General features: G+C 59.6%; 11 protein-coding genes. 4 read left to right on the top strand and 7 right to left on the bottom strand.

The features are described 5' to 3' along the window. Positions 1-28 precede the first annotated feature (28 nt). The 5 genes from purT to V0R60_RS25090 form a co-directional block, all read right to left on the bottom strand. Positions 29-1,210: a formate-dependent phosphoribosylglycinamide formyltransferase gene (gene purT / locus V0R60_RS25110; RefSeq protein ID WP_330080875.1), complete on the bottom strand. Its 1,182-nt coding sequence runs from the start codon at positions 1,208-1,210 to the stop codon at positions 29-31. A 95-nt stretch (positions 1,211-1,305) separates the two neighbouring features. Further along, a complete protein-coding gene (locus V0R60_RS25105) occupies positions 1,306-1,773 on the bottom strand; it encodes a VUT family protein (RefSeq protein WP_330080876.1) in 468 nt (155 codons plus the stop codon). Positions 1,774-1,836: 63 nt separating this feature from the next. Then, entirely contained in the window at positions 1,837-2,049 is a 213-nt protein-coding gene (locus V0R60_RS25100; RefSeq protein WP_330080877.1) for a DUF1289 domain-containing protein, read from the bottom strand. After that, a complete protein-coding gene (locus V0R60_RS25095) occupies positions 2,049-2,573 on the bottom strand; it encodes a gamma carbonic anhydrase family protein (protein ID WP_330080878.1) in 525 nt (174 codons plus the stop codon). The genes V0R60_RS25100 and V0R60_RS25095 overlap by 1 nt, the downstream gene beginning before the upstream one ends. Before the next feature lie 43 nt (positions 2,574-2,616). Continuing rightward, complete coding sequence (locus V0R60_RS25090; RefSeq protein WP_136477900.1) at positions 2,617-3,216, bottom strand: CoA pyrophosphatase; 600 nt, start codon at positions 3,214-3,216, stop codon at positions 2,617-2,619. 133 nt (positions 3,217-3,349) lie between these two features. Between V0R60_RS25090 and V0R60_RS25085 the strand changes: the two genes are divergently transcribed. The 4 genes from V0R60_RS25085 (at position 3,350) to V0R60_RS25070 (ending at position 10,929) form a co-directional block, all read left to right on the top strand. Continuing rightward, positions 3,350-3,904 carry an NUDIX hydrolase gene (locus V0R60_RS25085; protein ID WP_330080879.1) on the top strand — a complete coding sequence of 185 codons (555 nt, stop codon included), beginning with the start codon at positions 3,350-3,352 and terminating at the stop codon, positions 3,902-3,904. Positions 3,905-3,923: 19 nt separating this feature from the next. Beyond that, positions 3,924-4,478, top strand: a complete 555-nt coding sequence (locus V0R60_RS25080; protein ID WP_136477902.1) for a L,D-transpeptidase family protein — start codon at positions 3,924-3,926, stop codon at positions 4,476-4,478. A gap of 295 nt (positions 4,479-4,773) precedes the next feature. Beyond that, positions 4,774-6,363: a ShlB/FhaC/HecB family hemolysin secretion/activation protein gene (locus V0R60_RS25075; RefSeq protein WP_330080880.1), complete on the top strand. Its 1,590-nt coding sequence runs from the start codon at positions 4,774-4,776 to the stop codon at positions 6,361-6,363. A gap of 24 nt (positions 6,364-6,387) precedes the next feature. Then, positions 6,388-10,929 carry a hemagglutinin repeat-containing protein gene (locus tag V0R60_RS25070; protein ID WP_330080881.1) on the top strand — a complete coding sequence of 1,514 codons (4,542 nt, stop codon included), beginning with the start codon at positions 6,388-6,390 and terminating at the stop codon, positions 10,927-10,929. Positions 10,930-11,012: 83 nt separating this feature from the next. Here V0R60_RS25070 and V0R60_RS25065 read toward each other — a convergent pair whose 3' ends face one another. Both V0R60_RS25065 and purL read right to left on the bottom strand, forming a co-directional pair. Further along, complete coding sequence (locus V0R60_RS25065; RefSeq protein ID WP_330080882.1) at positions 11,013-11,324, bottom strand: YqfO family protein; 312 nt, start codon at positions 11,322-11,324, stop codon at positions 11,013-11,015. 2 nt (positions 11,325-11,326) lie between these two features. Beyond that, the gene (gene purL, locus V0R60_RS25060) at positions 11,327-15,226 is read right to left on the bottom strand and encodes a phosphoribosylformylglycinamidine synthase (protein ID WP_330080883.1); all 3,900 of its coding nucleotides are present in this window, start codon (positions 15,224-15,226) and stop codon (positions 11,327-11,329) included. Between the last annotated feature and the right edge of the window lie 96 nt (positions 15,227-15,322).

Genomic DNA, 15,322 nt, shown 5'->3' with positions numbered 1-15,322 from the left:
CGTGCTTGCAGCTTGCAGCTTGCGGCGTTTAGAACTCGACGCTGACCGCTTGGGAGGCACGAGTAGCTTTGGCTCGGGCGGTGTCGATAGATTCGTCACGGGCCAGGCACACCCCCATGCGGCGCTGGCCATTGACCTCAGGCTTGCCGAACAGACGAATGGCTGTATCCGGCTCGCTCAGGGCTGCACCCAGGTTGGCGAACGAGGTCTGTTGCGATTGCCCTTCCACCAGGATTACCGCCGATGCCGATGGGCCAAACTGACGAATAAGTGGAATCGGCAGGCCGAGAATGGCGCGGGCATGCAAGGCGAATTGCGACAGGTCCTGGGAGATCAGGGTCACAAGGCCGGTATCGTGCGGTCGCGGGGATACTTCGCTGAACCACACCTGATCACCTTTGATGAACAGCTCCACACCGAACAGACCCCGACCGCCCAATGCCTCAGTAACAGCCTTGGCTACGCGTTCGGACTCGGCCAACGCCACCGGGCTCATGGCCTGCGGCTGCCACGATTCCTGATAGTCGCCTTTTTCCTGGCGATGCCCCACCGGTGCACAGAAGGTGGTCCCGCCGATGTGGCGTACAGTCAGCAGCGTAATTTCGTAATCAAAGTCGATGAAGCCTTCAATGATCACTCGCCCCTTGCCGGCACGACCACCCTCTTGAGCGTAGTCCCAGGCTTTTTGCACATCGTCTGTGCTGCGCAGCAAGCTCTGGCCTTTGCCCGATGAACTCATCACCGGCTTTACCACACAGGGGAAGCCCAGGTCTTCGACCGCTTTGCGATAGTCTTCGAAGGTATCGGCAAAATGGTAAGGCGAGGTCGGCAGATCCAGCTCCTCAGCAGCCAAGCGCCGAATACCTTCGCGGTTCATGGTCAACTGGGTAGCACGGGCGGTCGGTACCACGGTGAAACCTTCATTTTCCAGCTCGACCAGGGTCGCGGTGGCGATGGCTTCGATTTCCGGCACGATGTAGTGCGGCTTCTCGGCCTCGATCACTGCCCGCAGGGTCGCGCCATCGAGCATGTTGACCACATGGCTGCGATGGGCCACTTGCATGGCAGGGGCGTTGGCGTAACGGTCCACGGCAATCACTTCAACGCCCAGGCGTTGCAGCTCGATCACGACTTCCTTGCCCAACTCGCCACAGCCACAAAGCAGTACGCGGGTCGCTGTCGGCGACAATGGGGTTCCGATACGAGTCATTTCAGGTCCTCAGAGGGAAGGAATCCCGGGCTGCCCTTAAACGGTGCAGGCCAGTGAAAAGGAGCGACATTTTACATGAACTGCAGCACATGGCCTCAGCCAACAATGGCACGCTTGCGCAGACGCCAGGCCATGATCAGCCAGACAGCCGTCACCCCGGCGAACTTTGAAGCCAGTGCGGTACCGATCACCACCGGCGTCAAGGCGCCGATCATGCCGAAGAAGATCAAGGTGTCGATGGGAATGCTCAACGCCGAGCTCAACCACAAGCGATCGTGCAAGGGACGCTTGGTAATACTGAAGACCAGCCAGTCAATAAGCTCGGAGACGGCGAATGCGGTCGCACTGGCCAAGGCAATGGCAGGCTCGGAGGTCACATAGGACAGCACCAGCGCCACCAACATAGCCACCAGAGCGCCATGGCCGTAACGGGTTTGCACCATATCGCGCAGGATGAACACCAGTCCGCCCCAGGCAGACCAGATGACGTCCAGGTGCGGGGCGCTGGAGAAGGCGTAGTTGATCAGCACGACGCTGCTGATGTAGGCAATCAGAAAAGGCATGGAATAGACCGCTGGACAAGCCCTACAGGGTACTTGAGCGACCGCTTGCGGCCAAGTGCCAGATCAGCACGTGACGCTGCCGACGCTGAGCATCATCCCCGCCGCCACTGCCCGCTCATGACACAATTTGAGCACCTGCCGGCGCTCGATGTTGTCCATCCGTCCCCAGCGGGTAATTTCTGTAGCGCTGCGCTGGCAGCCCGTGCAGATGTCGGCCTCATCCAGGGCGCAGATATGCACGCAGGGCGACGCGACCGGGCGTTCACTACTGCTCATCAATCCTCCTGCGGGGCCAGGTCACGGGCATAACGCTCGGCGTTATGCACATAATGCGCGGCGCTTGCCTCAAGCATTTTCTTCTGCGCCTCGGTCAGCTCGCGCACCACCTTGCCGGGAGAGCCCATCACCAATGATCCGTCAGGAATTTCCTTGCCCTCCGGAATCAGTGCATTGGCGCCAATAATGCAATATTTGCCGATACGCGCACCGTTGAGGATGACCGCATTGATACCGACCAGACTGTAGTCGCCGACACTGCAGCCATGCAGCATGGCGTTGTGGCCGACAGTCACGCCTTTGCCCAAGGTGAGTGGCGAGCCCATGTCGGTATGCATCACTGTACCGTCCTGGACGTTACTGTTCTCGCCAATATCGATCAGCTCGTTATCACCGCGCAGCACTGCGCCGAACCAGACGCTGGCCCCCGCCTGCAGTCGCACTTTGCCAATCAGCGTGGCAGTGGGCGCAGCCCAACTGCGTGGATGGGTCTCGACCTTCAGGTCGCCCAGACGATATTTCATGCGTGGTTCCTCACGGTCCGGCAATGACGGCGGGTGGGCCCGCTCAAATTGGAATGAAGCGTTCAGGCGGATGGTGCAGATTGATATCGGCATCGTAAAGCAAGTTGACCAGCTCGACGATCATGATCGCGGAGAGCCCCCAGATTTTATATTCGCCAAAGCGATAACTGGGCACATACCAACTGCGCCCCTGGTAATCGATACGGTGAGTATGATCGCGGGGATCCTGGCGGAAAAACTCCAGGGGCACAGTGAACACGGCGGCAATTTCAGCGTCGTTGGCCCGGTATTCGACAAAGTCGGGAATCAAGCCGACGAACGGCGTCACCTTTAACCCATGCAGGGAAATCAGAGGGCTCAAAGGGCCGATAATCTCCACCAGTCCTGGCGGCAGGCCAATTTCCTCTTCGGCTTCACGCAAGGCGGTGAACACCAGATCGGGGTCTTCAGGGTCACGCCGACCGCCCGGAAAGGCGACCTCGCCGCCATGGGTCGACAAGCCCTTGGCACGTAACGTTAGTACCAGCTCAGGCGCTTCGCTGCGGGTAATGGGCAATAACACTGCAGCCTCGGGAAAACGGTGATCGGTTTCCAGGGTGCCCGGCGTATGACTGCTCACGCGGCGAAGTAGCTCGTCCAGCATTGCTCTCTCTCGATTCCAAAGCTTGGTCAGCATGATGCACCAAAGCCGCGAGCCGCCCAAGCCCTGAGGTGAACCGACTTGCAGCGGCGATGAAAGTCGCGCCAAGATAAGCACAACCTATAGGAATAAAAGCATGAAATTCTGCAGTGCGTGCGCCAATCCGGTAATTCAGCGTATTCCCGACGGTGATACTCGCCTGCGTTACGTCTGCGACCACTGTCACACTGTCCACTACCAAAATCCCAATATCGTCGCCGGGGTACTTCCGACCCTGGGCCAGCAGGTCTTGTTGTGCCGTCGAGCCATCGAGCCACGGCGCGGCTACTGGACCCTGCCGGCGGGCTTTATGGAGAACGGAGAAACCCTGGAACAGGCCGCCCGTCGCGAAACCATCGAGGAAGCCTGCGCCCGGGTCGGGCAGATGAGCCTCTACCAATTATTCGATCTGCCGCACATCAACCAGGTCCATGTATTTTTTCGCGCCGAACTCGCCGACCGGGATTTCGCCGTCGGCGTCGAAAGCCTGGAAGTGAGACTTTTCGATGAAAGTGAGATCCCGTGGGACGAGCTGGCTTTCAGGACCGTCAGTCGTACCCTAGAATGCTACTATCGCGACCGTATCGAGCAGTACTACCCGATTGGCAACGAATACTTGCCGCCATTGCTCGTTCCGTCACCCAACACCTAGTTTTCAGGGATATCGTTTCATGCGCTGGTTGCTTGCCCTTTTCTGCCTCAGTGTGGCTTCGGTGTCCCAGGCAGCGTTTACCGAAACCATCGTCACCAAGCCAATTGAGAAGGTCGCGCCCTCGCCTCTGCAACTCAAGCCCCAGCAATCCTCGATCGACAAGATCCTGGTGCTCAAATCCGAGCGACGCCTGCAACTGATCAGCGCCGGGTCCCCGCTGAAAACCTATCGCATCTCCCTGGGCAAACAGCCCAAGGGCGCCAAACAGCGCGAAGGCGACAAGCGTACCCCCGAGGGCTTCTACTGGATTGATTGGCGCAAAGTCAGCGACCGTTACAACCTGGCCATGCATGTGTCTTACCCGAACATCAGCGATTCGGCACGTGCGCGGCGCGAAGGCGTACCACCTGGCGGAATGATCATGATCCACGGCACCCCTCTGGACGAAGAGTATCCAGAAGAAGTCTTCCATACCCTGGACTGGACCGAAGGCTGCATCGCCATGACCAACAGCGACATGCGCGAGGTCTGGAACCTGGTGCCAGACGGCACGATGATCGAAATTCGCCCCTGAGAATTTGCCAATTCTCCTCTCCGGCGCATCGCGCCGGAAATTCCCTACCCAATTCCAACTTCTGCCCTACAGCGCTATCGGCCCGGTATCGCATCCAAACGAATAGTAGCGTCCATAGAATCCGTGCATTCGGATAAACGCGGGTGTTCTCAGCACCCAACGCCCTGGACGCCACCTTATGCCTTTTGCCTGCAGACCCGCTGGCTCATGCCTTCGCCCCGGGCAATTGAGCGCTCTTGCCCTTGGTCTCGTGTTGTGGACCATCCCCTCGACTGCGTCCGAAAGCCATCCAGCGGTGCAACAACTGCAGGACCAGCGCCAGCAGCGCGAACAACTGGAACAACGCCAACGCCTGCGCACGTTGCAACGCGCGGACGAAGCATCCACCGAAATCGACAAACAACTTACCCCTGCAGATACAGGTGCGTGCTGGCCATTGCAGGGCGTGCGCCTGGCAGGCAACCAGCAACTGTCATCGGCCGAACTCAGTGACGCGCTTACAGAGTTGATCCTGCCGTGCATGAGCCCGGCGCGAATTAATCAGATCCTCAAAGCTATTACCCAGCGGTACCTCCAGTCCGGTTACTTGGCCAGCCGGCCGTACCTGGCAGCGCCTCTGGTCGCCGGTGGCACACTGGATATTGTGATTATCGAAGGCTATGTCGAGTCGATCGAACTCGCTGACCCTGCCTTGCCCCTGTCATTGAACAGTGCATTTCCCTCATTGCTGGGACAACCCTTGCGCCTGACTGAACTGGAGCAAGGCATGGACCAATTGAACCGGTTGAGGGCATTCGATCTGGGTGCCGATATTCTTCCGGGCAGTCGCCAAGGTGCAAGCCGGGTCGTGGTGGTCCCCAGGCAAATCAAGCGCCGTTGGCATCTTGGCGGCAGCCTCGACAATCGCGGCAGCGAACAGACCGGGCGCGAGCGGCTGGGCGTCAACTTAAGCCTGGACAGTCCTCTGCAACTCAATGACTTCGTACAGGTATCGGCTAACGCCACACTCCCGTCAGGTTCAAGCTACAGCCGCGGGTATGGCGTGTACTACAGCGTTCCGTACGGTGCCTGGACCTACGCCCTGAGCTTCAATCAACTGCATTACCAGGCTCAGCTTCCAGGTCGACACTTGCACAGCAGCGGCCAAAGTGACTTCTACGGCTTAAGCCTGGAGCGCACGCTGTGGCGCAATCAGCAGGGACTGCTCAGTGCCAGTGTGCGCATGGAGCAAAAACGCCTGGAAAATCGTCTGAGCGAACAGCGCCTGGCACTCCAAAGCCCCACGCTCACCACAATCGAGGCCGGCCTGAATCTGCTATGGCTCAGTGACGGTCTATGGAGCGCCTACTTGGGTGTGAGTCAGGGCCTGGACTGGTTTGGCGCCGATCGTGAAACATTACACGACAATGCACCTCAACCGCATTTTCGAAAGTATCGCGCCACCCTCATGCATATGCGCCAGGGTCGCAGTCCGAATTGGCCCTGGCGTTGGCAAAGTGACTTGAACCTGCAGTACAGCCCCGACGTGCTCCCTGCCGTGGAACAACAGCAATTGAGTGATACCACTGCTGTACGCGGCTTTCGCCAGCAGGTGGTCGCCGGTGCCAATGGCGCCGTCTGGCGCAACACCCTAAGCCAGCCGCTGGCCCTGGACCTGCCCCGGGCCCTGGTGCTGCGCCCACAACTGGGCGTGGACCTGGGTTGGAGCAAGTTCAGCCACGGCACTGCCGCACAACGTCTGGTCGGCGCACATGCCGGCCTGGAGCTGAGCCTGCCCGACAGTCAACTGAAGCTCGACTACCAGCACGCCATCTATGCCAGCGCTACTCCCCGCGTAGCGCTGGAAAAGGGCTACTGGTTGCTGGAATGGGTAGTGAACATCTGATTACCACCACAAAAAAGAGAGACCATGATGTCCGAACAAACCTTCGAGCGAATCAGCCCCAATCACCTGCGCTGGATAATTGCCTTGTGCCTGCTCACTCCCTACGTCAGCCTGGCCGAGAATGGCCTGCAGGCCGCAGCCGGTGCTGGCGGTACCGCGTTGATCAATAACCAGCATGGCGTGCCGGTAATCAACATTGTTGCGCCCAATGCCGGCGGCCTTTCACACAATCAATTTCTCGACTACAACGTCAACACGCCAGGCGTGGTGCTCAACAACGCCGTGCAGGCCGGACAATCGCAACTGGCCGGGGCTTTGGCTGCCAACCCGCAATTTCAAGGCCAGGCCGCCTCGACCATCCTCAACGAAGTCATCAGCCGCAACGCCTCGCGCATCGAGGGCCCACAGGAAATTTTCGGCAGCCGCGCGGACTACATACTGGCCAATCCTAATGGCATCACACTCAATGGCGGCACGTTTATCAATACCACTCGCGCAGGCTTTCTGGTCGGCAGCCCCGAAGTCGATGGGCAAAGCATCAAGCACTTTGATACCCGCAACGCCACTGGCACCCTGCAAGTGCTTCGAGGTGGCCAGAGCAACCTGGAAGGAGCGCTCGACCTGATTGCACCCCGCGTTGACAACCGGGGTTCACTTGTGGCGCGCGACGATCTGAATCTTACCGTGGGCCGAAATCTTGTCCGCAGCACCGACCAACAGGTAATCGATCATCGTGCGGCGCCAACCTCGAGCGTCGATGCCAGCTTGTTTGGGGCTATGCAGGCTGGGCGAATCAGAATTCTCAGTACCGCAGAAGGCGCTGGCGTGCGGATGGCTGACACCCAACTGCGTGCTCGCGACGGAATAAGCATTCAATCCCAGGGCGGGCTGGCAATCAGCGGCACGCAAAACAAGCGCAGCGTGCTCAATACCGAGCATGGCGCGGTAACACTGAATGCCGCAGAGAACCTCAGCTTGTCTGCCGTAGAAGTCAAAGGGCAGCAGATTTTGGCCAAGGCAGGCAGCAACCTGACCCTCGATACCCGCATGCACCAAGCGCTGCGCCGTGAGCACGAAAACCGTGAAGAAAAGTGGTGGTTCGTTCCTACCGAAACCTACAACCGAGAAGTCACCCACACCGCGCGCAAGCATCTTGCCAGTCAATTGCAGGCCAGTGAAAACATCGATCTGCAAGCAGGTAAAGACATCAGTCTGGTTGCGGCCACCGTGCAGGCCAAAGGAGACCTGAGCGTCCTCGCGGGGAGCACGCTGAACATCATTGCCGCGACTGACAGCCAGCAGGTTGACGAACAGATTCGCCATCGCAAACACCTTTGGCGCGGGGATCAGGACACCCGTCAATATAAGGAAAACGCCAAGCCCAGCGAGCTCTCCGGCCAGCAGATATCCCTCGTATCGGCAGGGCCTACCCAGGTGCTTGGCAGTAGCCTTTCCAGCAAAGGTGACACCAACATAAAAGCTGGCACCCTGGAGGTTGCCGAAACCACCCTGAACAACAGCATGCATGCAAAAGGTTATCGAGGAGACCTGGCTTCGGGCACTTTCTTCGGCACCAACGAGCAATCCGATGGCAACGGCCAAAACGCCAGCGGCAGTTCCATTCACGCCGGTGGCGCGTTAACCGTGGCTGCGCAGCAGGTGCAGATCAAAGGCTCCAAGGTGAACAGTCTGGGCGACGCGCTGGTGCTCAGCGAAAAAGGATTGCTGACAGTCGACGCAGCACAAAGCCAGACTTCCCTCAATCAGCGCGCAAGCAACAGCAAGCTGTTCGGGTTGATCAAAGAACAGCGCGAACAGCAAGAGCAACGCAAGGAAGTACTGACCAGTGACGTTGCGTCACAAAGTAACCTGCGCCTGGCCAGCGCCGATGAACTGCGGATACTGGGGGCCAAGGTCGATGCCGGACAGCAACTACAGCTACAGGCTAAAAAGGACATCACCGTCGGCACCGCTGAGCAATCGCAGAGCCTGAGCGTCCGCCAGCAAAACAAAGGTTTCACTGCCAGTGCCAGCCAGACCCAGGACGCCGCCGACGGTAAACCCGACTCTCATCAATACAACGCCTCGGTAGGCTACAACGTCAGCACAACCGAAAGCACTCGCGCCGATAAAAAGCAGATTGCCAGCGCCCTGACGGGCGCACAGGTGAAAATCAACGGCCAAAGCGACGTCAATATCAAGGGCTCGAGCATCAGTGCAACCGCTGGAGACCTGCAGGTCGATGCGCAGAACATCAACCTTGTGGCAGCACATGACCAGCAGTCACAAAAGACCAGCACTCGCGATGACGGTGGGGGGATCTCTGTCAGCGGAGGTATCGATAAACTGGGTAGCGCGTTTGACGGTTATCACAAGCAAAAGGACCTAGAGGAGCACTCGAGCCAGGCGCAGCGCAGCAGCCTGCAAAGCAACAAAGACTTGCGTGTGGCAACCGGCACAATGGTCAACGAGGGCGCGGTTGTGACGGCCGGTCAGGGGCTGGCACTGAACACCGGCACCTTGCAAAACCGTGCAGTAGATGACACCCAGACCGGCAGCAAGACCGAACAGAACTGGCAGGCAAGCCTGGGCGCCAGTGTTGCCTACCGCGGCCTGACCCGTCCTATCGAAAATCTGATCAAGGGCGAAGAAGCCAGTCGATTCCAGCAGGCTTCTATCGAAGACGCCTTGGCGCCTCCGGCAATAGGCGCTGAACTTGAGTTCAAGCATCTGAACCGTGAGGAGATCAGCCAGACCACCACTGCTCAGGTCGCCCAGTTGAACGCTGGTGGCATCGATATCAAATCCGACACAATCGAGGATACCGGCACTCAATACCGCGCCGCGCAGGGGCCATTGTCAATTCAGGCACAGAACCATCGCTTCGCCGCCGCCCAGAACAGCAGCGCGAACAGTGTCCGACGCCTGGATGTAGAGACCGCTGTACGCGCCGATACCAGCACAGGCAGCGATATCAACCTGCGCCTTTCGGGCAAGGGCGGCTCTTTGCAAAATGATCAACTCAGGCAGACGGCCAACCCCGGCAGCCTGTACGGAAAGACAGGTATCCAGATACAACTGGGCAGCGACGGTGCCTACGAGGGCACGCACTTCGACGCAGGCCAAGGCTCTTTGAAGCTGTTGGCCGACGGCAACCTGGGCCTGGAGCAGGCCAACGACAAACAGCAGAGCCAGCTGAAACAGCTCGACGGTAGCGCTTGGGCCAAGGGGGGCAACAATCCCTTGGATACGAGCCTGGAGCTGCGAGGCTACCTCGATCACGCCACGCTCGACACTACCGATAGCCAGGCCAGGATCGCCACAATCGACGCCAAGGGCGACGTGCAGTTGCAGGCAGGTGGAACACTTGAACTGGCAGGGGCCCGCATTGGCAGCAACAGTGCCAAAGTCGCAAATATCAGCTTGCACGGCAACGATGCATTGGCAGCCAAGGCCGCCACGGACTCCCACACCGCTCACGGCAAGTTGTTAGGAGGCGGCGTTGAGCTGCTGGGCAATAGCACTGCCGCTGGCAAGGGCGGCGGAGTCGGTGGTCACGTGAGCATTGGTCACACTGAAGAGCGCAGCACCAGCAGCAGTGCAGCTCAATGGTCGACCACAGGCAAACTGACAGCGAGCAGTGCCGGGGCAAACGCCGACGCCGTGCATTTACAAGGTGTAAAGGCCTCGGCAGCAGAAGTCGACATCAGCGCCAGCAATGGTGGCGTACTCATCGAGGCGACCAGCAATACCGAGCAGCGCAATAACCAGGAAATTACCGCAGGTGCTGGGGTCAGCGGCGCACCTGGCGCAACCTCCGAGCAATCCACTCGTGGGTTGTATGCCCGGACAGAAGCGAACATTGATCGACGCGACAACCTGACTTATGCAAACAGCGAGTGGCGGGCCAAACACATCACCCTCAATAGCCTGACCGACACTCGCCTGGAAGGTGTACGCATGGAAGCCGAAGCTATAGAGGGCAAGATTGGCGGTGATCTTCGCGTTGCCAGTCGCCAGGACCGGATCAACACCTTGAAGGTGGATGCCGACGCACGCCTGAGCCAGGAAAAAAACCCGCAAGGCTACATCAACGCCGCTACCGCCCTGGCTGGGCCATTTGCCGGTAAGGTGGAAAAACAGGTTGGGCCCTTGGTTCAGACCGCCGACCCGAAGCTGTCGCCGACATTCAAGCTCGACATCGAACACACCCAGCGTGACAGCGTGACCAGTCAAAGCCTGCTCAGTGGCCGTGACGGCGTAACCTTGACGGTCGGTGGCGAAACCGCGCTTTCAGGTGCCCGGATACAGGCAGCCCATGACAAGGTCGAACTCGGCAACGGTCCGATTAGCCAGGAAACCCTGAATGGTCGAGACTACCGTCGCGCCGTAAACGTCAACGCTTCAAATGCCCCAGTGGATCTGATCAGCGGCTTGATCGAGCACTACAGCTCGGCGAACAGCGGCGAAGGCGAAAACGCCGTCGACCTTGGTCTGGTCAGCACCAGCGGCCATGACCGCAGGACCGTTCTGGCATCGAGCTTGATCAGCAAATCCAGCAATTGAGGAGCTGAAAAGCAGCGCGGGGCAAGCCCGCTCCCCCCTAACGGGCAGGAGCGGGCTTGCCCCGCGATACAGCTTATAAAACCTCAGAAACTGGCGAGCTGCCAAACCTCATAAGCCGGTGTCTGGTAAGGGTGACTGTGCTTGAGCGCAGCGACCACCGACTGAATCAGCTCGTCAGCCACCACCAGTTCTACCCGCCACTCTTCGACCTGTTCAACCACGCCCGTTTGCCCGATAAACGGCTGGCTACCGTCCAACGGGCGGAACTGGCCCTGGCCCAGCACCTGCCAGGCACAGCAGTCGTAGTCGCCGATGCGTCCGCCACCTGCGGCGAACACAGCGGCCTTGACCACTTCCACATGGCTGGGTGGGACGAAGAAGGCGAGTTTGTACACCCTTAGTTCACCCACACCCGCGCGTTGCGGAACATGCGCATCCAAGCGGCGTCTTCGTTCCAGTCATCCGGGCGCCAGGAGTTCTGCACGGCACGGAAAACCCGCTCTGGGTGCGGCATCATGATGGTAACGCGACCGTCGCGGCTGGTAAGGCCAGTGATGCCACGCGGCGAACCGTTCGGGTTGGCAGGGTAGGTTTCAGTAACCTTGCCATGGTTATCGACAAAGCGCAGTGCCACGCAACCGGACAGATCCGCTTCCAGCAGCGCTTCTTCGCTTTCGAATTCGGCATGGCCTTCACCGTGAGCGATGGCGATCGGCATGCGCGAACCGGCCATGCCCTGCAGGAAGATCGAGTTCGACTCCTGAACCTGAACCATGGCCACGCGGGCTTCGAACTGTTCGGAGCGGTTGCGCACAAAATGCGGCCACAGGTCGGTGCCAGGAATAAGTTCGTGCAAGTTGGACATCATCTGGCAACCGTTGCACACACCCAGGGTGAAGCTGTCGGTGCGCTCGAAGAAGCCCTGGAAGGCATCACGCGCACGGCTGTTGAACAGCGCCGACTTGGCCCAGCCTTCGCCGGCGCCGAGCACGTCACCATAGGAAAAGCCACCGCAAGCCACCAGGCCTTTGAACGCGTCCAGGTCAATGCGACCGGCGAGAATATCGCTCATGTGCACATCGATTGCGTTGAACCCGGCACGATCGAAAGCCGCAGCCATCTCGACCTGACCGTTGACGCCCTGCTCGCGCAGCACCGCCACCTGAGGACGAATACCCTTCTTGATGTAAGGCGCAGCGATGTCGTGGTTGACGTCGAAGCCGAGCTTGACGCTCAGGCCCGGATTGTCTTCTTCGAGCAGACCTTCGAACTCTTGATCGGCGCAGTCGGCGTTGTCACGCAGGCGCTGGATCTGGTAGCTGGTCTCGGCCCACTGGCGCTGCAGGAGACGACGGTCGCCCTGGAACAACTGTTCGCCAGCGAAGTTGATCACCACTTCACCGTTGTTGATCGGCTGACCGATAACCGCGACGCAGTCTTCACCCAGGCCGGCAGCGCTGAACTGCGCCAGTACATCCGGGGTAGCGTCCTGATGCACCTGGATGACCGCACCCAGTTCTTCGTTGAACAGAATGGCGGCAATCTTTTCGCGTTTGCTGGTCAGGGTGTCCAGTTCCAGCTCCAGGCCGCAATGACCGGCGAAAGCCATTTCCAGCACGGTGGTCATCAGGCCGCCGTCGGAACGGTCGTGATAGGCCAGCAAATGGCCATCCGCGTTCAAGCCCTGAATCACTGCAAAGAACGCTTTGAGGTCTTCGGCATCATCGACGTCCGGCGCCTGGCTACCCAGCTTGCCGTGAGTCTGGGCCAGGATCGAGGCGCCCATGCGGTTCTGACCACGACCCAGGTCGATCAGAATCAGGTCGGTTTCGCCCTTGTCCATGCGCAGTTGCGGGGTCAGGGTCTTGCGAATGTCGGTTACCGGGGCAAAACCGGTGACAATCAGCGACAGCGGCGAGGTGACGGATTTCTCCGCACCTTCTTCGCTCCACTTGGTCTTCATCGACATGGAGTCCTTGCCGACCGGAATGGTCAGGCCCAACTCAGGGCACAGTTCCATGCCGACAGCCTTGACGGTGTCGTACAGACGCGCGTCTTCGCCTGGGTGACCAGCTGCGGACATCCAGTTGGCCGACAGTTTGATGTCGGAAAGCTTGGCAATACGCGAAGCGGCCATGTTGGTCAGCGTTTCGCCGATAGCCATGCGCCCGGAGGCCGGAGCGTCCAGCAGTGCCAGCGGCGTACGCTCGCCCATCGCCATCGCTTCACCGGTGTAGACGTCGAAGCTGGTCGCGGTGACAGCAACGTCGGCCACAGGAACCTGCCAAGGACCAACCATCTGGTCGCGGGCAACCAGGCCGGTAATGGTCCGGTCGCCAATGGTGATCAGGAAGCTCTTGCTGGCCACGGCCGGGTGACGCAACACGCGTTCGACCGAGTCGTTCAACTCAAGGCCCGACGGATCGAAGTCGTCACCCTGCTCTGCTTCACGGGTAACCGAACGGTGCATACGCGGTGGCTTGCCCAGCAGCACTTCGAGCGGCATGTCCACTGGACTGTTGCCGAAGTGGCTGTCGGTAACGGTCAGGTGCGGTTCTTCAGTGGCTTCACCGACCACGGCGAATGGGCAGCGCTCACGCTCGCAGATGGCCTGGAAGCGTTCGAAGTCGGCAGCATCGACTGCCAGGACGTAACGTTCCTGGGATTCGTTGCTCCAGATTTCATGGGGCGCCATGCCCGGCTCGTCGTTAGGCACGTTACGCAGTTCGAAACGACCGCCACGACCGCCGTCGTTGACCAGCTCAGGGAAGGCGTTGGAAATGCCGCCCGCACCCACGTCGTGGATGAAAGCGATCGGGTTCTGCTCACCCAGCTGCCAGCAGCGGTCGATGACCTCCTGACAGCGGCGTTCCATTTCAGGGTTTTCACGCTGTACCGAAGCGAAATCCAGGTCCGCAGAGCTGGCGCCAGTGGCTACGGAGGATGCCGCACCACCGCCCAGGCCGATCAGCATGGCCGGGCCACCGAGGACGATCAGCTTGGCGCCAACGGTGATTTCGGCCTTCTGGACGTGATCTTCGCGGATGTTGCCCATACCACCGGCGAGCATGATCGGCTTGTGGTAGCCGCGCACTTCTTCGCCATGAGGTGTGGTGATCGACTGCTCGAAAGTACGGAAGTAGCCAGTGAGAGCCGGACGACCGAACTCGTTGTTGAAGGCCGCGCCACCCAGCGGGCCATCAATCATGATGTCCAGCGCGGTAACGATGCGCTCAGGCTTGCCGTAGGCCTTCTCCCATGGCTGTTCGAAGCCTGGGATCTGCAGGTTGGAAACGGTGAAACCGGTGAGACCGGCTTTTGGCTTGGCGCCGCGACCTGTGGCACCTTCATCGCGAATTTCGCCGCCGGAACCTGTTGAAGCACCGGAGAATGGCGAGATGGCGGTCGGGTGGTTGTGGGTCTCGACCTTCATCAGGATGTGCACCGGTTCCTGCACCGCGCCGTATTGGCGGGTTTCAGGGTTCGGGAAGAACCGGCCGGCGACGTTACCGACGATCACCGAGGCGTTGTCCTTGTAAGCGGACAACACGCCTTCGCTGTGCATCTGGTAGGTGTTCTTGATCATGCCGAACAGGCTTTTTTCCTGGCTCTGGCCGTCGATATCCCAACTGGCGTTGAAAATCTTGTGGCGGCAGTGCTCGGAGTTGGCCTGGGCGAACATCATCAGTTCGATGTCATTCGGGTTGCGCGCAAGCGTCTGGAAGGCCTCGACCAGGTAGTCGATCTCGTCTTCTGCCAGTGCCAGACCCAGGTCGGTGTTCGCCTGTACCAGTGCAGCACGACCACCGCCGAGGATATCCACCGAGGTCATCGGCTTGGGCTCGGCATGACTGAACAGACCAGCGGCCTCTTCGAGCTTGCTCAGGACCATTTGAGTCATGCGATCGTGCAGGATGTCGGCTACGTTGACAGCATCGGCTTCGCTCAGCTGGCCGCTGACGTAGAAGGCAATACCGCGCTCCAGGCGCCGGACATTTTCCAGGCCGCAGTTGTGGGCAATGTCGCTGGCCTTGCTCGACCAGGGCGAGATGGTGCCGAATCGCGGCATTACCAGGAACAGGCGACCACTAGGCTCCTGTACCGGTACGCTCGGACCGTACTTGAGCAAGCGCGCGAGCACTTGCTGTTGGTCGGCAGTCAGATCGCCGTCAACCTCGGCGAAATGAGCGAATTCAGCGTACAAACCACTAACAGCGGGGACTTTCTGACTCAATTGCTCGAGTAATTTACCGTGGCGAAAGGCAGAAAGGGCAGGAGCGCCGCGCAGGATCAACATCGTCGGGACAGCCTCAGGAAGGGGGTGTGCTTAGAGGCCGTGCATTCTAGCCTAAATCCGTCGCTTCCGGCACCCGCAACACAGCATTCTGACGCA

It is taken from the genome of Pseudomonas auratipiscis (genome assembly GCF_036324085.1).
GTDB lineage: Bacteria > Pseudomonadota > Gammaproteobacteria > Pseudomonadales > Pseudomonadaceae > Aquipseudomonas > Aquipseudomonas auratipiscis.
The sequence above is the reverse complement of the archived record's forward strand: the minus strand, read 5'-3'. Positions and strand labels throughout refer to the sequence as shown.

What these genes read in the sequence shown, in the direction of transcription:
- purT (WP_330080875.1), bottom strand. Translation starts at nt 1,210, where the DNA reads ATGACTCGTATCGGAACCCCATTGTCGCCGACAGCGACCCGCGTACTG.
- V0R60_RS25105 (WP_330080876.1), bottom strand. Translation starts at nt 1,773, where the DNA reads ATGCCTTTTCTGATTGCCTACATCAGCAGCGTCGTGCTGATCAACTAC.
- V0R60_RS25100 (WP_330080877.1), bottom strand. Translation starts at nt 2,049, where the DNA reads ATGAGCAGTAGTGAACGCCCGGTCGCGTCGCCCTGCGTGCATATCTGC.
- V0R60_RS25095 (WP_330080878.1), bottom strand. Translation starts at nt 2,573, where the DNA reads ATGAAATATCGTCTGGGCGACCTGAAGGTCGAGACCCATCCACGCAGT.
- V0R60_RS25090 (WP_136477900.1), bottom strand. Translation starts at nt 3,216, where the DNA reads ATGCTGGACGAGCTACTTCGCCGCGTGAGCAGTCATACGCCGGGCACC.
- V0R60_RS25085 (WP_330080879.1), top strand. Translation starts at nt 3,350, where the DNA reads ATGAAATTCTGCAGTGCGTGCGCCAATCCGGTAATTCAGCGTATTCCC.
- V0R60_RS25080 (WP_136477902.1), top strand. Translation starts at nt 3,924, where the DNA reads ATGCGCTGGTTGCTTGCCCTTTTCTGCCTCAGTGTGGCTTCGGTGTCC.
- V0R60_RS25070 (WP_330080881.1), top strand. Translation starts at nt 6,388, where the DNA reads ATGATGTCCGAACAAACCTTCGAGCGAATCAGCCCCAATCACCTGCGC.
- purL (WP_330080883.1), bottom strand. Translation starts at nt 15,226, where the DNA reads ATGTTGATCCTGCGCGGCGCTCCTGCCCTTTCTGCCTTTCGCCACGGT.